26 protein-coding genes and 2 pseudogenes are annotated in these 17,131 nt (G+C 47.9%); 24 read left to right on the top strand and 4 right to left on the bottom strand.

What is annotated here, in order from left to right; all coding sequences use genetic code 11:
• Window positions 1–2: 2 nt before the first annotated feature.
• Entirely contained in the window at window positions 3–1,025 is a 1,023-nt protein-coding gene (locus I2G42_RS15255) for a hypothetical protein (protein ID WP_055221986.1), read from the bottom strand.
• 17 nt (window positions 1,026–1,042) lie between these two features.
• Complete coding sequence (locus tag I2G42_RS16890; RefSeq protein WP_334291862.1) at window positions 1,043–1,249, bottom strand: DUF6199 family natural product biosynthesis protein; 207 nt, start codon at window positions 1,247–1,249, stop codon at window positions 1,043–1,045.
• Between the two features lie 735 nt (window positions 1,250–1,984).
• On the opposite strand from I2G42_RS16890, the pseudogene I2G42_RS15250 reads away from it, so the two are divergent.
• The 8 genes and pseudogenes from I2G42_RS15250 to I2G42_RS15215 all read left to right on the top strand — a co-directional run.
• A pseudogene (locus I2G42_RS15250) lies at window positions 1,985–2,230 on the top strand (VirD4-like conjugal transfer protein, CD1115 family); the annotation flags it as partial.
• Between the two features lie 216 nt (window positions 2,231–2,446).
• A complete protein-coding gene (locus tag I2G42_RS15245) occupies window positions 2,447–2,587 on the top strand; it encodes a Maff2 family mobile element protein (protein ID WP_080637056.1) in 141 nt (46 codons plus the stop codon).
• Between the two features lie 167 nt (window positions 2,588–2,754).
• Window positions 2,755–3,114: a PadR family transcriptional regulator gene (locus I2G42_RS15240; protein WP_024738885.1), complete on the top strand. Its 360-nt coding sequence runs from the start codon at window positions 2,755–2,757 to the stop codon at window positions 3,112–3,114.
• On the top strand, window positions 3,111–3,569 hold the full coding sequence (locus I2G42_RS15235) for a DUF1700 domain-containing protein (RefSeq protein WP_024738886.1): 459 nt from the start codon (window positions 3,111–3,113) through the stop codon (window positions 3,567–3,569). The genes I2G42_RS15240 and I2G42_RS15235 overlap by 4 nt, the downstream gene beginning before the upstream one ends.
• A 3-nt stretch (window positions 3,570–3,572) precedes the next feature.
• Window positions 3,573–4,016, top strand: coding sequence for a hypothetical protein (locus I2G42_RS15230; protein WP_117499030.1), 444 nt, complete (start codon window positions 3,573–3,575; stop codon window positions 4,014–4,016).
• A 165-nt stretch (window positions 4,017–4,181) separates the two neighbouring features.
• Window positions 4,182–4,604: a sigma-70 family RNA polymerase sigma factor gene (locus I2G42_RS15225; protein WP_195531242.1), complete on the top strand. Its 423-nt coding sequence runs from the start codon at window positions 4,182–4,184 to the stop codon at window positions 4,602–4,604.
• The gene (locus I2G42_RS15220; protein WP_147561399.1) at window positions 4,597–4,794 is read left to right on the top strand and encodes a helix-turn-helix domain-containing protein; all 198 of its coding nucleotides are present in this window, start codon (window positions 4,597–4,599) and stop codon (window positions 4,792–4,794) included. The genes I2G42_RS15225 and I2G42_RS15220 overlap by 8 nt, the downstream gene beginning before the upstream one ends.
• Window positions 4,795–4,825: 31 nt before the next feature.
• Window positions 4,826–5,110: a hypothetical protein gene (locus I2G42_RS15215; RefSeq protein WP_195531241.1), complete on the top strand. Its 285-nt coding sequence runs from the start codon at window positions 4,826–4,828 to the stop codon at window positions 5,108–5,110.
• Window positions 5,111–5,160: 50 nt separating this feature from the next.
• Here I2G42_RS15215 and I2G42_RS16520 read toward each other — a convergent pair whose 3' ends face one another.
• Window positions 5,161–5,562 carry a hypothetical protein gene (locus I2G42_RS16520; protein WP_243277202.1) on the bottom strand — a complete coding sequence of 134 codons (402 nt, stop codon included), beginning with the start codon at window positions 5,560–5,562 and terminating at the stop codon, window positions 5,161–5,163.
• Between the two features lie 332 nt (window positions 5,563–5,894).
• Between I2G42_RS16520 and I2G42_RS15205 the strand changes: the two genes are divergently transcribed.
• From I2G42_RS15205 to I2G42_RS15160, 11 genes and pseudogenes are all read left to right on the top strand, one after another.
• Window positions 5,895–6,293, top strand: a complete 399-nt coding sequence (locus I2G42_RS15205; RefSeq protein ID WP_195531240.1) for a plasmid mobilization protein — start codon at window positions 5,895–5,897, stop codon at window positions 6,291–6,293.
• Complete coding sequence (locus I2G42_RS15200) at window positions 6,265–7,881, top strand: relaxase/mobilization nuclease domain-containing protein (protein ID WP_195531239.1); 1,617 nt, start codon at window positions 6,265–6,267, stop codon at window positions 7,879–7,881. The genes I2G42_RS15205 and I2G42_RS15200 overlap by 29 nt, the downstream gene beginning before the upstream one ends.
• A complete protein-coding gene (locus I2G42_RS15195; protein WP_195531238.1) occupies window positions 7,871–8,257 on the top strand; it encodes a cysteine-rich VLP domain-containing protein in 387 nt (128 codons plus the stop codon). Before I2G42_RS15200 ends, I2G42_RS15195 begins: the two co-directional genes overlap by 11 nt.
• Window positions 8,258–8,389: 132 nt before the next feature.
• Window positions 8,390–9,124, top strand: coding sequence for a replication initiator protein A (locus I2G42_RS15190; RefSeq protein WP_330611355.1), 735 nt, complete (start codon window positions 8,390–8,392; stop codon window positions 9,122–9,124).
• Window positions 9,121–9,963, top strand: a complete 843-nt coding sequence (locus I2G42_RS15185) for an ATP-binding protein (RefSeq protein WP_195531236.1) — start codon at window positions 9,121–9,123, stop codon at window positions 9,961–9,963. The genes I2G42_RS15190 and I2G42_RS15185 overlap by 4 nt, the downstream gene beginning before the upstream one ends.
• 14 nt (window positions 9,964–9,977) lie before the next feature.
• The gene (locus tag I2G42_RS15180) at window positions 9,978–10,166 is read left to right on the top strand and encodes a transposon-encoded TnpW family protein (RefSeq protein ID WP_033509555.1); all 189 of its coding nucleotides are present in this window, start codon (window positions 9,978–9,980) and stop codon (window positions 10,164–10,166) included.
• 111 nt (window positions 10,167–10,277) lie between these two features.
• A complete protein-coding gene (locus tag I2G42_RS15175) occupies window positions 10,278–11,894 on the top strand; it encodes a recombinase family protein (RefSeq protein WP_195531235.1) in 1,617 nt (538 codons plus the stop codon).
• A gap of 21 nt (window positions 11,895–11,915) precedes the next feature.
• A pseudogene (locus I2G42_RS17110) lies at window positions 11,916–12,014 on the top strand (Maff2 family mobile element protein); the annotation flags it as partial.
• Window positions 12,015–12,175: 161 nt separating this feature from the next.
• Complete coding sequence (locus tag I2G42_RS15170; protein WP_002593556.1) at window positions 12,176–12,448, top strand: helix-turn-helix domain-containing protein; 273 nt, start codon at window positions 12,176–12,178, stop codon at window positions 12,446–12,448.
• Window positions 12,408–12,785 carry a TnpV protein gene (locus I2G42_RS15165; protein ID WP_195531234.1) on the top strand — a complete coding sequence of 126 codons (378 nt, stop codon included), beginning with the start codon at window positions 12,408–12,410 and terminating at the stop codon, window positions 12,783–12,785. The genes I2G42_RS15170 and I2G42_RS15165 overlap by 41 nt, the downstream gene beginning before the upstream one ends.
• A 30-nt stretch (window positions 12,786–12,815) precedes the next feature.
• Window positions 12,816–13,778, top strand: a complete 963-nt coding sequence (locus tag I2G42_RS15160; protein WP_035393624.1) for a DUF3658 domain-containing protein — start codon at window positions 12,816–12,818, stop codon at window positions 13,776–13,778.
• 62 nt (window positions 13,779–13,840) lie between these two features.
• On the opposite strand, the gene I2G42_RS15155 is transcribed toward I2G42_RS15160, so the two are convergent.
• A complete protein-coding gene (locus I2G42_RS15155) occupies window positions 13,841–14,647 on the bottom strand; it encodes a helix-turn-helix transcriptional regulator (protein WP_005930715.1) in 807 nt (268 codons plus the stop codon).
• A gap of 484 nt (window positions 14,648–15,131) precedes the next feature.
• On the opposite strand from I2G42_RS15155, the gene I2G42_RS15150 reads away from it, so the two are divergent.
• From I2G42_RS15150 to I2G42_RS15130, 5 genes are all read left to right on the top strand, one after another.
• Window positions 15,132–15,320 carry a hypothetical protein gene (locus I2G42_RS15150; RefSeq protein WP_005930722.1) on the top strand — a complete coding sequence of 63 codons (189 nt, stop codon included), beginning with the start codon at window positions 15,132–15,134 and terminating at the stop codon, window positions 15,318–15,320.
• Window positions 15,317–15,658: a DeoR family transcriptional regulator gene (locus I2G42_RS15145; RefSeq protein ID WP_005930726.1), complete on the top strand. Its 342-nt coding sequence runs from the start codon at window positions 15,317–15,319 to the stop codon at window positions 15,656–15,658. The genes I2G42_RS15150 and I2G42_RS15145 overlap by 4 nt, the downstream gene beginning before the upstream one ends.
• Complete coding sequence (locus I2G42_RS15140) at window positions 15,651–15,947, top strand: DUF3847 domain-containing protein (RefSeq protein ID WP_002594808.1); 297 nt, start codon at window positions 15,651–15,653, stop codon at window positions 15,945–15,947. Before I2G42_RS15145 ends, I2G42_RS15140 begins: the two co-directional genes overlap by 8 nt.
• A gap of 300 nt (window positions 15,948–16,247) precedes the next feature.
• The gene (locus I2G42_RS15135) at window positions 16,248–16,469 is read left to right on the top strand and encodes a hypothetical protein (RefSeq protein ID WP_020993165.1); all 222 of its coding nucleotides are present in this window, start codon (window positions 16,248–16,250) and stop codon (window positions 16,467–16,469) included.
• A gap of 56 nt (window positions 16,470–16,525) precedes the next feature.
• A complete protein-coding gene (locus tag I2G42_RS15130; protein ID WP_006060469.1) occupies window positions 16,526–17,050 on the top strand; it encodes a hypothetical protein in 525 nt (174 codons plus the stop codon).
• Window positions 17,051–17,131 lie beyond the last annotated feature (81 nt).

Here is a 17,131-nt window from a genome sequence, read left to right as displayed (position 1 = left end):
AATTATTGGTAATCTTGAATATTGGGATAAGCGGCACCGTTATTATGCGCGTAAGCTGCTTCAAAGTAGTCGAGGCTTTCAAAAGTAATGCCCTGATAGTTTCCGACATTCAACACATCAAAAGTTAGATTCAGAACATCACCAGCGGAATATTGGTCAAGAAGATTTCCTGCAAATTTCCATCCTATGTTTTCCTCATAAGTATCCTCGGTAAAATAAAATGTAGTCGCATCCTCAGTCGCATCATAACTAATGTCAATAATTATATCAGAGAAATGAACTTGATCTCCAGCATTAAAGTCTTTGAGATAATCTACAGTTTTTCCATCAGCAGGATTAATAAATTGAGCATTAAGTTGTGTCATATCAACAACCTCTGGAGGAAGAGAATTAAGTCTGTAAGATTCTGCAACAGAGAATTGATAAACTCTGTTATTATCCCCAAAGTAAAATCCATCTTCCGTCATAGGAACACTTGAACGAGCATTGGCATTGTAATAATGGGCATAATACAACTGCCATTTGTATGTCTCAGTTGAAACAAACTGTGCTTTCCATGTACCAGAACTGTCTCCTGCTTTCTTTGTATAAAACATATACTGATTTGTACCAGTAGTTGCTTGACTTACCGTATCACCAGAGGCATCTGACAAGATGAGTGCAATCTGTGTAAAAATATCGACAAAGATAATCCTATGTCCATGCATACGGATAGAACCAACGCTGTTATCTACTTCTGGACGAAAATAAACCTCAGGCCCCATATCACCCGTGTTATATTCTATGCTAGGTGAAACAAGATAGGCCCAACTACTATCCTTTTCACTCTGTCCATCGAGATCGATAAGCTTTTCCACATAATCTGAAAGGATAATCCAGCCAATCTTCCACCAATTCACTTTGCTTGCTTCAGCAGAAGAACTGATATTCTCGTTGTCGGCATAAGCAAAAGTAGTGTTAGAAAAACTTATGCACATAACCAAGGAAAGAGTAAGTGCAACAATCTTACGTGTTAGCTTTTTCATTAAAAGCCCCCCTTCTCTTATAAAACCAAAACAATAATGCAAATGATGGATGCAATAAAAAAGAATACTCCAGCAACCCGCATCAAACCAAGATATAAATCTGTAGGTTCACCGCCTTTTACAGAAAAGAAGTGTTCAATTTTCCATAAAAGTTCCGGCTTAAAAATCATAAAAAAACTTAATAGAAGCAAAAGGATAAGCCATATGTTATCTATGTATAACACTTCCTTTCTGCTAATACTGAAAATTCAAATAAAAAAGCGCATAAGTAGACAAATAATCATGCCTAACTTATGCGCAAATAGAAACAATTTTAATTCTAAGCCTCCAAAGCTGGCAGCGTCGGTAAAAATGCTCCATTATTAAGTTAGGCAACTTAACCTTAAAACAAATCATCGGTCTTACCTCCCAACAATATAAATTTCGACTTTTCACTTTTATTTTATCACCTAAAGCAGAACTTGTCAATGAATTTGTCTAAAATAAGTCGATTTTCTTTTTTGATTATGTGCATTTTTAACTAATAGAAAGAAAGTTGTATTGAGGGCGATTGGTGTTCCTTATTCCATATGTCGGAACTGTATGAAGTGAAAATAGTTTATCCGTTGAAGAGTCACTCCACAGGTTATGCTTGATTCTTTCAAAGTTATGTTTCTATAATATGCATCCGTACTGTCATATTATAATTCACATTATTGGATAATATAAATTGACAAGTATAAGATAAACAGACAAGGAGTCGCTGCCACCCGTAAAACGGGTGGCTCGGGACGCAGGCTTTAAGCCCACTCTACTTGGCCGCGCCTCAAGGCGCTAGCTTTCTCTTTTAGGCTATACTAAAGTTTTTATTTCCCTGGTACAACCGGGGATTTTTTTGCTTCAAGCCGCCAATTAGAACGGCAGCCACAAAGATTTTTCTTTGCGGCTGCCGTTTTCTTGAATTCATCACTTGACAATGTGGCAAAGAGCTGATGAGCCAGGACGAGCTGGCAGTTATGGACGGCGGCAAGTGCATCTTGCAGTTGCGCGGTGTGCGTCCGTTTCTTTCAGACAAGTATGACATTACCAGACACCCTAATTTCAAATACACAGCTGATGCAGACAAGCGAAATACCTTTGATATTGAAGCATTTTTGTCTGCCAGACTAAAACTCAAGCCTGATGAGGTCTGCGATGTATATGAAGTAGACACGAAGGGCGTGTAATACGGTTCCGCTGAGAAAGGAGTGATCGTATCTATTTGCCGCAACTGCCTCTGTTGAGGCCATTGGCGTACAAAGCGGGCAATCATCAACAAAATAATGAAAAAGGAGGACAGCCGGAATCAGGCTCTCATATATCGAGGGCAGATTGTTCCGGCTTTTGTGCGCTTATGAAACAAACCTAACTAATCATTCAAATGATTCCGGCTAATATTATTTATGGCATTTTTTGAACAGGCAATTACCGTTCTTCAGACTCTCGTTATCGCTCTGGGTGCTGGTCTTGGTATCTGGGGTGTCATCAACCTGTTGGAAGGTTACGGCAACGACAACCCTGGCGCCAATGCTCATGTGCCATAAAGTAACACGCAAGAATTTGATAGACAGCAACCCACTATTCCGTTATTACCTTACTCACACACCTTGTAACTTTTTCGTTAAGCCTATTGACTCTGATACCTCGGAAGAGATATAATATAGTTGCTACTTAGCGAACCTAAATAGCGAAACTAAAGAGAGGCGACGATATGAATAGCAAATATGTCCAGCAATTCAAAAAAGGCTCTCTGGAAATGATACTCTTATGCCTAATCGGACGCAAGGAAACTTATGGATATGAAATTATAACCGAATTGAACAATAGTGCGTCTGTTTTGGGATATGCGAAAGAGGGAACCATTTACCCCATTCTGTATCGTTTACAGGAAGCAGAACTAATCAAATGCCGGTTGGCTCCGGCTGCGGCAAATGGCGGCTCAAAAAAGTATTATTCTTTGACGGATAAAGGCAGGAATGTACTTGATGAACTAATCTTATTTTGGTCAAGCTATGAAAACTGCGTAAACGGCTTTATAGAAAGTTATCAACAAGCGAGGGTGTCCAAATGAAAGAACAATATATCAAACAGGTTGAAAAGGAACTATCTTTACCACGCAAAATGAAAAAAGAGGTTGTGCGTGACTTGAATGAAGTTTTTGCGTCTGCTATGGAGCATGGAGAAACAGAGCAGCAGATTATCCAGCGTTTGGGGACGCCAAAAGAATTTGCAGACAGCACCGCAGAACAGTTTGGCATTGATAATACCAAATCGAAAAAAAGGAATGGTATCATTTCTACTCTTGCTGCGCTTGTTATCGCGGTTGCTGCTTTTTCGGTATATGCTGTTACGCAATCAGGAAAAGTACCAGAAGGAGCAATCGGACAAGCAGACGCGACAACAAATATACAGATTGAGGGCGCGTTTGCCTTTGATATTTCGCAAATCCTTTTGGCTATTGGGTTTGCAGCAACAGCTATTGCTGTTTTGTTAATTATCCGAACCATACACAAAAACAGGAGGTAACCAATGAAAAAGTATATTTCTGTATTCACAATCATGGTTATGATTTTTTTGGCTGCGTGTTCTAATCAAAATACATCATCTACACCGACAAGCAATGAGAACAATACGCAATCTAATAGTGTTACAAAATTGGACGAGGGTGTTTGGCCTGCGAATGAATACACAGAGGGGCTTCCTGTTGCGCCCGGTACGGTTGCATGGGCTACACTTGATACAGAACATGAGAATTGCAATATCAACCTTACCGGCATTAGCGAAAACGACTATAACGAGTATATGGAGCTTTTGAACCAAGAAGGCTTTTCCGTAATTGAAAATGTGTCAGAGGAAATCGAGGGAGAAAACTATGTTTCTATCGGGACGCTTTTATCAAACGACGAAAAGTGGTTAAGTATCAGCTACATACCCAATAGTCTAACTATCTACATTTCCTTTGACAATAACTGAAAGAGATAACGGAATAGCAAAGTCAGCCGAGCCAGTCAACGGTCAAGATGAACGGCGCATACGCGCCGCCGTTGACAGCCCCGCCCGCCTTTGCTGGCAGGCAATCAAGGGGCGACAGCAAGGAGTGCTGCCGCCCCGCACTATTATCAGAGAGGGGGAATTTCCATGACCGAAGATGAAGCCTACAAAGTGCATATCCAGTACACCTTTAACGCCTTTTGCAAGGTTGTCATTCGTCACGCCGCCATAGATGAAATTTTGAAGCTGCGCCGGAGGTGGGAACGGGAAGTTTCCCTTGACTATCTGATGAATGAGAAGTTTGTCCAGCTTTCCGAGCCGGAGCAGCTTGAAGAGTACCTTTTTACCGCCTGCGGCCAGACCGCCGTTCTGTACCATGCGGAACTTGCCGCTGCCCTTGCTCTTTTGCCGGAGCAGGCACAGGAAGAAATTTTCCGCTATTACTTCCTGCGCCAGCCGCAGCGAGTGATCGGCGTACATATCGGCCGAACACGCAGCACAGCGGGGCGGCATATCCAGCTTGCCTTGCAACGGCTTCGGAAGGAAATGGAGGTGAGCCGGTATGAATAAACTTCTCCCTTATGAAACAATCGTCAAGGCGCATGAGGGCGACCCGGACGCAATCGACACCGTTCTTTCCCACTACGCCGGATATATCCGCTACTGTTCCAAAGTACACGGGAAAGTCAACACCGAGGTTGAGGAACATATAAAGCAGAAGCTAATTACCGCGCTGTTCAAGTTTCGCTTTGACCGATAGTAAACAGGAAATTAAGGAGGCAAGAGGTTTTATGAAAAATCAGCTTTCAACAGTGACGGAAGTTGTAGTTAGAAGCACCTTTTACATCATCACAAACTATGTATTTGTCAGCATGGGACTGTCGTTTCATACTCACTGGATTGCAATTCTATTTTTACTTTCAATGGTATGGGCTACTATTGACTACGGCAAGTCTGTAAACAAAACAACCGGGAAAAAGGTTATTGCTGAAATACTATGTATATGCTGTATTGCGATAAGTATAGCGATTGCATATTTTGTGGGATATATTCAAGGAGCAATCGTTTCCTTTTGAAAACATAACGTAATAACTCTCCGTTTATCATACCAATATGAAATGAGTTTTCAAAACTGAATACCAGCCGCCACCGGCGCGGCCAGCGAAAGCAGTAAGTCTGAAAAAGATTTGCTGCTTTTTTTGTTGCCTGGCTCCGTTCCCGGCCATTTTGCCCTGTTCGGATTGTAGTAGTAAGTGAGAGGGAAATTTTTTGCCCCGGCGTTTGGCATTTTTGATTTTGCCCGTAGTAAGAAGCAAAGAGAAAATTTCCCGTTTCGTTTGGCAAATTTCAAAGCGCGGTGGTGTAGGGAGTGAAAGGAAAAATTCTCTGCCCCACCGGTTGCCAAAATCCCTGTTCCCGGATTACTAAGGCAAAAGAAATTTTGAAAAATCCCTGTCCAGCGGGTAGCTGGCGGCCTTTGAAATGTATCTTTAGCGGAAAGGGAAAAGCCGCAGTCAGCGGGCAGCAAAGCCCCGTTCCGGCGTCATATTGACGGAAGAAAAAGATAGCACACAGCGGGCCGTAAGTCCTGTTCTGTCCGTTCTATGTACGAAAAAACCAGACAGGGGCAGTCTGCGGAAGTTACAGAGCAAGTTTCTACCACGGTGCCAAAATCCGCAATTCTGCGGTTTTGCCCCTCGCGGGAAACTTGTTGGGGAGTGCCTTCCCCAAACCCTGCTATGGCGGCTTGTGCCGCAAAAATATTTCCGTCCGGCAGGCCGCTTTTTTGCGAGAACCGCCCCGGAAATACCTAACAGACCAGCCTATTTTTTGTGATAAGTGAAAGGAGGTTTACAGCCCATGCCGAAGCGATACAACACACCCCACCGCAGTCGCGTTGTGAAAACCCGGCTGTCCGAAGATGAATACGCCGATTTCACAGCGCGGCTTGCGCCCTATGGTATCAGCCAGTCCGAATTTCTCCGGCAGGCGATACGGCACACCGCCATACGCCCCGTTATCCATGTGTCCGCGGTCAATGACGAGCTGCTTTCTGCTGTCGGAAAACTCACAGCCGAGTACGGCAGGATTGGTGGCAACCTCAACCAGATTGCCCGGTATCTGAACGAGTACGGCGTACCCTATAACGCGCTGTCCGGCGAGGTACGCGCCGCCATAGCCGACCTTGCCGCCCTCAAGTATGAAGTCCTCAAGAAAGTAGGTGACGCAGTTGGCAACACTCAAGCATATCAACTCTAAAAACGCCGACTACGGAGCCGCCGAACAATACCTGCTGTTTGAGCATGACGAGTTTACCATGAAGCCTGTCCTTGATGAAACCGGCAGGCTTATCCCCCGCGAGGACTACCGGCTGTCCACGCTGAACTGCGGCGGCGAGGATTTTGCCGTTGCGTGTATGCGGGCAAATCTCCGCTATGGGAAGAACCAGCGGCGGGAAGATGTGAAAAGCCACCACTATATCATCAGCTTTGACCCACGGGACGGGCCGGACAACGGCTTGACCGTAGACCGGGCACAGGAATTGGGCGAGAAGTTTTGCGCCGAGCATTTCCCCGGCCACCAAGCCCTTGTATGCACCCACCCGGACGGCCATAACCACAGCGGCAACATTCATGTGCATATCGTCATTAACAGCCTGCGGATTGAGGAAGTGCCGTTCCTGCCCTACATGGACAGGCCAGCCGACACGAAAGCCGGCTGCAAGCACCGCTGTACCGACGCTGCCTTGCGCTACTTCAAGTCCGAAGTCATGGAGATGTGCCACCGGGAGGGGCTTTACCAAATCGACCTCTTGAACGGCAGCAAGAACCGCGTCACAGACCGGGAGTATTGGGCGCAGAAAAAGGGACAGGCCGCGCTGGACAAGCAGAACGCCCCCATGATTGCAGGCGGTATCACGCCCCGGCAGACCAAGTTTGAAACGAACAAGGAGAAGCTGCGGCAGACCATACGAAAAGCCCTTGCCACCGCCGCCAGCTTTGACGAGTTTTCCTCTCTGCTGCTGCGGGAGGGCGTGACCGTCAAGGAGAGCCGGGCGCGGCTGTCTTACCTCACGCCGGACAGGACAAAGCCCATTACCGCCCGCAAGCTGGGCGACGATTTTGACCGCGCCGCTGTCCTTGCCGTTTTGGAGCAGAACGCCGCCAGAGCCGCAGAAAAGGCCGCGGCTATATCCAACCCCCCGCCCTCTATCCAAGACCAACTGCGGGCAGACAGAGCCGCCCGAACCGCCCCGAATGTGCAGCGGCTTGTGGACATTGAGCAGAAGAAAGCCGAGGGCAAAGGCCGGGGCTATGAACGCTGGGCGACCATGCACAACCTCAAACAAATGGCCGCGACGCTGAATGTGTATCAGGAATACGGCTTCACTTCCCCGGAGCAGTTGGAAGCCGCCGTTGATACCGCCTATCAGGAAATGCGCCAGACCAGCGGCGAACTGAAAACGCTGGAAACCAAGCTGCAAGGGAAAAAGGAGTTGCAGCGGCAGGTGCTGGCCTACGCCAAGACCAAGCCCGCCCGCGACGGGCTGAAAGCGCAGAAATCCCCCAAAGCCCGCGAAGCATACCGGCAGGCGCATGAGAGCGACTTTATCATTGCCGACGCAGCCGCCCGGTATTTCCGGGAGCATGGCATTACCAAGCTGCCCGCCCGGAAAGCGTTGCAGGACGAGATCGAGCAGCTTGTTTCCAAGAAATCCAGCTTGTATAACACCTATCACGAACAGAAGCAGCGGTATGCGGAGTTGCAGACCGTCAAGCGGAATATCGACCAGATTTTACGCCGGGAGGAACCCCGCCGCAGAAAGGAGCAGAGCCATGAGCGATAAGCTGCCCCGCATGGACTACCGCCAGCACCGGCGGGCGCGGCGGCTGGTGCATGAGTGCTGTAACTATGACGAGGGAAACTGCCTGCTGTTGGACGACGGGGAGCCTTGCGTGTGCGTCCAGAGCATTTCCCTTTCCCTCATGTGCCGCTGGTTCCGTGTGGCTGTCCTGCCCCTTGACGGGGAGCTGGCCGCAGCCCTCCTGTACCGGGGGAGCCAGAAACGGTGCGCCGTCTGCGGCGCGGCCTTTGTCCCCAAATCCAACCGGGGGAAATACTGCCCCGGCTGCGCCGGACGCATGAAGAAAATCAAAGCCGCCGAGCGAAAGCGGAAACAAAGGCATAAATGTCACGCTTTAGAGCCTTTCAAACCCGCATAAATCAAGGCTTTTTCCGTGGGTGTCAAAGGGTGCGCGATACATTTATCCTTTTCCCCCGGAAACGCCGTTCTAAATGCGTACAAACCGCCAAAATCAACCCGAACACAGGGAGGTGATCCTATCGCTGATTATATCACGGCAGACACGAAGCTGCCCGCCTATCTGCCTTATCCCCGTTTCCTGCTGAAAATGGAGATTTCCCAGACTGCCAAGCTGCTCTATGCGTTGCTGTTAGACCGCTCCACCCTCTCCCAGAAGAACAAGTGGCAGGACGACGAGGGCAGGATTTATATTATCTATCCCATCGCGGAGATAGCCGAAATACTGGATAAAGGCAGCACCACCATCAAGGGGGCGCTGAATGAACTGGACGCGGCGGGGCTGCTGGAACGGGAACGGGGCGGCTTCTCCGCACCGAACCGGCTATATGTGAAAGTGCCGCGTGTGCCACAGGTACAGTTTTCCGACCAACTGATGGCCGGAAAACCGACCCTCATAGAGCCGGAAAACCGACCAACTGATGGTCAGAAAACCGACCTTATGATGGTCGGAAAACCGTCCCCTAACCAAACTACTATAAACAACCTTACAGAGAGCCAAACAATGGGAGTGAGTGGGGAACCGCCCGCGCCCTATGGCCGATACCAGAATATTTTTCTGTCACAGACCGAATACGACGAGTTGCAGGCAGAGTACCCCGACCGGCTGGAACGGTTCATTGAGGAAATGAGCCGCTACCTTGCCGCAAGCGGGAAAAGCTACCAGAATTATGCTGCCGCCCTGCGGATATGGGCGGGGAACGACAAAAAGGGCGCCCCGAAAAAGGGCATACCAGACTACTCATGCAAGGAGGGCGAGAGTTTATGAAGAACGAAATCAACGCTGTTTTGGAGAATATGACCGCCACCACCCCGGAGCCGGAGGACTACACCGGCGAGGACGGTTTACTGTACTGCGGCAAGTGCCGCAAGCCGAAAGAAGCCTATTTTGCGCCGGATAAGGCCGCTATCTTTGGCCGTGACCGCCACCCGGCAGAGTGCGACTGCCAGAGAGCCGCCCGCGAGGAACGGGAGGCCGCCGAGAAGCGGCGCAGGCACCTTGACACCGTGGAGGAACTGAAACGCCGGGGCTTTACCGACCCCACCATGCGGGACTGGACTTTTGAGAACGACAACGGCAGGAACCCACAGGCCGGGATTGCCCGCCGGTATGTGGAGCATTGGGAGGATATGCGAGCCGACAATATCGGCTGCCTGTTCTGGGGCGGCGTGGGAACCGGGAAAAGCTACCTTGCGGGCTGTATCGCAAACGCCCTCATGGAGAAAGAAATCCCCGTCCACATGACGAACTTTGCCCTTATCCTCAACGACCTTGCCGCCAGCTTCGAGGGCAGGAACGAGTACATTTCCCGCCTTTGCCGCTATCCGCTGCTTATCCTTGACGATTTTGGCATGGAGCGCGGGACGGAATACGGGCTGGAACAGGTTTTCAATGTGATTGACAGCCGCTACCGCAGCGGCAGGCCGCTGATTGTCACGACCAACCTCACGCTGGACGACCTGCGGAACCCGGAGGACACCGCCCATTCCCGGATTTATGACCGGCTGCTTTCCATGTGCGTCCCGGTGCGCTTCACCGGCGAGAATTTCCGGCAGGAAACCGCACAGCGGAAAATGGAGAGCATGAAGAAACTGATTACCGACTGAAAGGAGTATTGCCTATGGCAGATAACAAGCAGCACGACACCCGCACTACCCGCCGCCCCGACTGCGTGACGGAAATCCGCATGGGCAATTCCGTCCTTGTCGTGTCCGGCTATTTCAAGAAAGACACCACGACCACCGCCGCCGACAAAATGGCGCGGGTACTGGAAGCGGAAGCCGCTGCTACACAAAAACCGGCGATTTGACAAGCTGTAAAGAAGCAGATTTGACACTTTTGCCGCTATACAACCAGCCCTGTTCCGTGGTACAATGAAACCACGGAATAGTGGGGCTGGCTGTCGGAAACGGAGGATTTTATGTTAAGACAAGCCACCCAAAACCTCATTACCGCCCTTTATCCGAGATTGTCCCATGAGGACGAATTGCAAGGCGAGAGTAATTCCATATCGAACCAAAAACGGATACTCGAAGCCTTTGCAAAACAGAATGGCTTTACCAACCTGCGCTGGTACACCGACGACGGTTATTCCGGCGCGAACTTCCAAAGGCCCGGTTTTCAAGCCATGCTTGCAGACATTGAAGCCGGGAAAGTGGGTACGGTCATAGTCAAGGACATGAGCCGGTTAGGGCGAAACTACTTGCAGGTAGGGTTTTACACGGAAATGCTGTTCCCCCAAAAGGGCGTGCGTTTTATCGCTGTCAACGACAATGTGGACAGTGCAAACGGCGGCATGGACAACGATTTTACCCCTCTGCGAAATCTGTTCAACGAATGGCTGGTGAGAGATACGAGCAAGAAAATCAAGGCAGTAAAACGAGCAAAAGGCATGAGCGGCAAGCCCGTTACCAGCAAGCCGGTCTATGGCTATCTCATGGACGAGGACGAGAACTATATCGTTGACGAGGAAACCGCGCCGGTAGTCCGGCAGATATACCAGCTTTGCCTTGCCGGGAACGGCCCGACCAAGATTGCCCGTATGCTGTCGGAGCAGCAAATCCCCACGCCGGGGACGCTGGAATACCGCAGGACGGGCAGCACCCGCCGCTACCACCCCGGTTATGAGTGCAAATGGGCGACAAATACCGTTGTCCACCTGTTGGAAAACCGGGAGTACACCGGCTGTCTGGTAAACTTCAAGACGGAGAAGCCCTCTTACAAAACCAAGCACAGCGTAGAGAACCCCATCGAGAAGCAGGCCATTTTCCCGAACCACCATGAGCCGATTATCGACACGGAAACATGGGAGCGCGTGCAGGAGTTACGCAAGCAGCGCAAACGCCCGAACCGCTATGACGAGGTGGGGCTGTTCTCCGGTATGCTGTTCTGCGCCGACTGCGGCCATGTGATGTACCAGCAGCGGTATCAGAACAAGAACCGCAAGCAGGACTGTTACATCTGCGGCAGCTACAAGAAGCGCACCCGCGACTGTACGGCGCACTTTATCCGCACCGACCTGTTGACCGCCGGTGTCCTCTCCAATCTCCGGCAAGTGACCGAATACGCCGCCAAGCATGAGAGCCGCTTTGTGAAGCTGCTTATCCAGCAGAACGAGATCGGCGGCAAGAGAAAGACCGCCGCAGCCACGAAGCAGCTTGAACAGGCGCAGGAGCGCATTTCCGAAGTGAGCCGCATTATCAAGCGGCTTTATGAGGACAATGTGAACGGCAAAATCAGCGACGAGCGTTTCATGGAACTGTCGGCAGACTATGAGCAGGAACAGCGGGAACTGAAAGACCGCGCCGCCGCTTTGCAGGAGGAACTGGACAAGTCGCAGGCCGCCACCGTCAACGCGGAAAAGTTTATGGGGATTGTCCGAAAGCACCTTGCCTTTGAGGAATTGACCCCCACCCTCTTGCGGGAAATGATTGAGAAAATCGTCGTGCATGAGTGCAGTTATGACGAGAACGGCACCCGCAGGCAGGACATTGAGATTTATTACAGCTTTGTCGGCAAGATTGACTTGCCAGAATAACCGCCCGACCTATCCGACACAATGCGCAAGTGCCGGATAGGAACGGCAAAATTTTTTACACTTCTATTACTTCTTTATCGCACATCAGTAAAATCTCAGGGCATGAAGCAGTTCATGGCTAATTAAAGGTAACAAAAAGAAAGGAAAAGCACAATCCAGACGGTATCAGCGGCAGGTTACAAGAATAAATTGTGATTTCACAAGATTGGTGTTATAATAAGAGAAAAGTTCCTGCCGGGGCAGCCGCCCCGGTGGTATGGATAGAAAGGCAGGAAAACAATATGCACATCAGCTATAAACCACTCTGGCACACACTGTTAGAGCGTGATATGAGAAAAGAGGATTTAAGGCTTGCCGCTGGTATGACAACAAATATGATTGCCAACATGAGCAAAGAGGGAAAGCACATCAGCATGGATACATTAGCCCGTATCTGCGAAACGCTGAATTGTGAGATTACCGATGTGATTGAGTTAGTACCAGACGAGCCTGCTTCCACAGGAGGTAAGGAACATGAGCGAATTGAAACCAAGAATAACGGAAAACGGAATTGATTATATCCTTGTCGGAGATTACTACATCCCGGACTTGAAACTGCCGGAGGAACACCGCCCTATCGGAAAGTACGGACGGATGCACCGGGAATATTTAAGAGAAGTCCACCCAGCCAGATTGAATACATTGATACTGACCGGAGAATTGTGGACATATCTTGCAGACCTGAACGAACAGGCACAGGAACGGTTAGACACTATTATGGAGCAGATGAAAGCTACCGAGGGCGTGACAGAGGAATTAAAGCGTACCTGTCAAATGGAATGGGTACAACGATGTAATAACATCCATAACCGGGCAGAAGAAATTGTTTTGCATGAGATGATTTATTCATAAACAGGAGCAATTAAATCGGAGGTATATCAGATGGTTGAAATTGTATTTAGTGAGAGTGCCTGTGGAAGTTTGAAAATTGCCCAAACTTACGGCAGGGGAAAATATAGAGGAAGTGCAATTTCGGTATTTATAAGGCACGAAAACGGGAGTGTTCCATCTTCAAATGAAATGAAAGAAGCACAACTTCAAGCACAAGAACAAGAATGTATTGCTTGGGAAAATGCTATTCCATTGGGAGGCAAGAGCAGTGATGTTTATTGTTTTGATATGGCTCTTAGTGTGGGAGATATTTCTGATAATGAAATTGGCGAACAGAGGAAAAATGTTCTCAAGAAAATGCTGTCTGTCTGGTTTGTAGAGGATTTAGATTATCAGGTTGAAGAAAAAATACAGAAAATTAAAACTACATTGTCCTCAGTTATTGAACGATATGTAGCTGGGGAAGAAGTTCGCATTTGGTATAGCTATAATCCGGATGAACTTTGCGGTATGTACTGGCTTATGAAACAACTTCGACCATTAAACTGTCAGACAACAATTTATTTGGTTAAATTACCTACATGGGAATATGGAAAAGAAAATGCTATGACATCTAAAATATCATGGGGTGAGGTGTCTCCTGGCGAATGGGGAAATTATATAACTCTACAAGAGAAAGCTGAGCCTGTATTTCTTTCAGCTTGCGCTATGAAATGGAATCAACTTCAAAATGAAAATGCACCTTTGCGTGCAATGTTAAATGGTAAATTGCAAAGCGTTTCAGAAGATATATATGATAGTTTCATTCTTCGTGAAATTGCGGAACAGCCAGAACAATTCAAAATGGCTATTGTCATAGGTAATGTTTTAGGAAAATATCAACTTGGAATTAGTGATGTATGGATTTCCAATCGCATTGATAAAATGCTTGAAGATGGTGTGTTGGAAATTATACAGGACGCACCAAAGGGAGAAACAAATTATCGCCGGATATTAAGAAAACGAATGAAATAATAACCACAGTAAGAACCGCTGCTACATGGAAGGCATCCCAACCATGCAACAGCGGTTTTTCTTTATCGTTTTTTCCTCTGGCTGATAGGCGTTCCCATTTTCTTTGATTTTTTGAGAATCCGAATCAGCCAGCGAAATTCTTCGTCTGACAGATTTTTATAGTTGATACCGAGCTGCTTGCAGTAAAGTACAACGAGCTTTTCATCCCGGCTGCCCTTGAAATTTTCGACCGCTTCCAGATTTTCTTTCAGTTCATCAGCAACGGTGGTCTGGGGTGCACTCTCGCTGTCCTTTTTGTGAGCTTCCCGAATATCCCGGATAATGAGATTGAGGTCATCCCGTACCATCTGACTGAAATACTCATCATCACTGATATGGGCGGCTTGCAACACTTTCAAATGGGGGTCATCTTCGCCAGGGCGATACCGTTCAATGATTTCATGCCGGACGGTATCGACAAGGGCATTGAGGTTCTGAATCTGCATGGTGGCAATCCCATCCACATAAATCTCAATATCCGCAAGAAACTTGATAAAATCCTTATGTGTGGCAAGTTCGCACAGCAGACGGTTGTTAATCCGACCACTTTTCAGAAGTGCTACCATTTCATCGCTCAAATGCAGCTCCCTTAATGGCGTGTTGATCTCCGCCCGGTTCTCTGTCCGGCAAAAGAGATAATCGAGGGACACCCCATAAAAATCTGCCAGCAGGATAAGGTTGCCATGATTGATTTCCTTATAGTCGTCTTTTTCATAACTGCCAAGAGCCGATTTTGAAATACCCGTTTGCTCAGCCAGTTCTTCCAGTTTTAATCCTTTGTTTAATCGTAAATCTTTTAGCCGTTCCTGTATTGTAGTAGCTCCGTTCATTGAAGCAGTTCCCCCTTTTTGACAACATATATAACCGTTGAATTGATTATACCATATCAATTCCGCAATCGTGGAAATTTTTGATTTTTGCCCTTAATTCCTACTTTGTGGACATACCGCACGAGGCACAAAAATGTTCTATGATACAGGTAGTTCATCGATGGATTATTCCAATCGAATGACCAGCCTGTGTGGGATATGCTTCCCCGGCGATGTAGTGCCATGACTTTTGGCAGGGATGTGGAGGAACCCTGACCGAAACGAGCATACCAAAGGGAGCGATACGCCGCTGTGAGATTCAGGGGAGGAACGACACCGGGGAGAACTGGCGAACTGACACCGAAATGATACCGAAACACGACAATCTGATAGGGGGATAGTCTACCCTATCGCTGATACTTCGGGAGATTTTAGGCGGCTCTATGGCTGTAATTTTGCCGAAAATCGCCCCGAAACCATACACGAAAACGGGAGGAAGCGCAATATGCCGAGAATGAGCAAAAAGAGGAAGCATGAGCTTTCTTTTTACCTCAATGACCGGGGGCGTGTCACTTACAACGAATTATGCCGGAAATGCCAGCATGGGTGCAGGCAGAGCTTCCGGGCGGTTGTGATTGACTGCCCCCGTTATTTATCCAAACGAGCAAAGAAAAAGGAGGAACACACCGAATGAATTTTGAATTTATGACGATAGACACACCATTGCCGCCCTGTATGGCTTTTCCAAGAGCGTTGACAGGGTTTCCAGTCAGCAGCACCGCAAAGGTCATGTACTGCCGGATGTTGGACGCTATGCTCTCCAATGGGCAGGAGGACGAGAACGGAATCCTGTTTGTCTGCTTCCCTGTCACAGCCATTGCCGCAGTCCTGTCCCGCAGCTCTATGACGGTCAAGCGTTCTTTGAATGAACTGGAAAACGCCGGACTTATCATGCGGGTGCGTCAGGGCGTTGGAGAACCAAACAGGATTTATGTGCTGATACCGGGAAAGGAGGACGCTGCCCTTGCCTGATACTTCAAAGCTGGAAAAACTCAATCGGGAGTTGGAGAAAAGCGAAAAGAAACTGCGGAAAGCCATCAATGATGAAAAGGCATTGCAGCACCAGTTAAAGCAGCTTACCCGAAAGGAACGGACGCACCGGCTCTGTACTCGTGGCGGTATGCTGGAAAGTTTTCTGCAAGAGCCGGAACGCCTGACAGATGATGATGTCATGCTGTTGTTGAAACTCATTTTTCACAGGCAGGACACGCAGGAACTATTGAAAAAACTGCTGGAACGGGAGAAGCCGGAAACCCCTTAGTTTACTAAGGGCGCAATTATACACCACCCAGAGGTTGGTGCATTGCGTTCTCCGAAGGCTCCTCGCCGGAGGGCTGTGATTTTCCGCAGTCAAGGTCTGCTCCAAATCATACAGGGGACGCTACGCTTCCCCTGCGCTGGCTGCCGCCAGCTACCCTTTTGTGTACTTGCCATCTGGGGACACCTTGCGTTGCAAGCTGTTCCCAGCCGACAAGTTTCATAAAATACGCTATCTTTTCGATAGTCGATGAAGTATAATGAAGATGACAACAAACCTGAATTTAACGAGGAGGTAATGATTATGAGTAGAAATATAAAAGGTGGTTTTTTAACATTAAGTGGTGTTGTTGGTATTGTAGGAATGATAATAGCGGCAATGCAAAATCCAGCAACTGCATGGGTAACGCCACCTGGAAGAATGATTGTAAGTATTTTAGAAAATGGATTATTGATTCCTACGGTTTTATTCCTTGTTCTTTTTATTTATGGATTGTATATTCTCCTAACGGAGAAAAACGATTGAGCAATACCGGTTTGTCGAATTAAGAAAATCGGTAGTTGACAAGGAGTTTTGATAGCGTGAAAAAAATATTTCTTAAAATTGTGATAGGGGTTGTTCTTGTTTGTATTTTATTTGTTTGTTTTCTTTATACGAACAATGAGATCGGCGTGACTTCATCTAAGCTGGAGACAGATATTCGTTCGTCGCAGAAGATTAAGGATGATTGGACGGTCGATGGAAGCGTTTCCAGCACGATGGCTGCATATATTTCTTACCCTCAGGATTTGAGTGACCATTCTTTTTCCGTCTATGTCAACCGCCCTGGTCTTTCCTTTGGATACTTTTTCCGTGGGGGTGGAAAACTTTCGGGGGTTCAAAGAGGAATTGCCGAGTACACTGTAGAAGGATATAATGAGCGAGCATTTATTTCTATGAATCAGCAACAGGTAACACAGCTTGAAATAGATGACGGCAACACAATTCAAGTGCTTGACATTGACAGCAATAAACCTTTTGCGATTGTTTTGCCTATAAATGCGGGAACCATTACATTCTATGATGTGAATGGCAATACTGTGGAATACTGGAACAATTCTCTTTGACAACTTCCAGTTGTGCGCCCAGCTAAGGGTGTGTAGTCAAGCCGGTGGGATTCCGGTTTATCCAAGGTTTAGCCAACCAGA

The sequence above is a fragment of the Fusicatenibacter saccharivorans genome, from assembly GCF_015557635.1.
Taxonomy (GTDB): domain Bacteria; phylum Bacillota; class Clostridia; order Lachnospirales; family Lachnospiraceae; genus Fusicatenibacter; species Fusicatenibacter saccharivorans.
The sequence above is the reverse complement of the archived record's forward strand: the minus strand, read 5'-3'. Positions and strand labels throughout refer to the sequence as shown.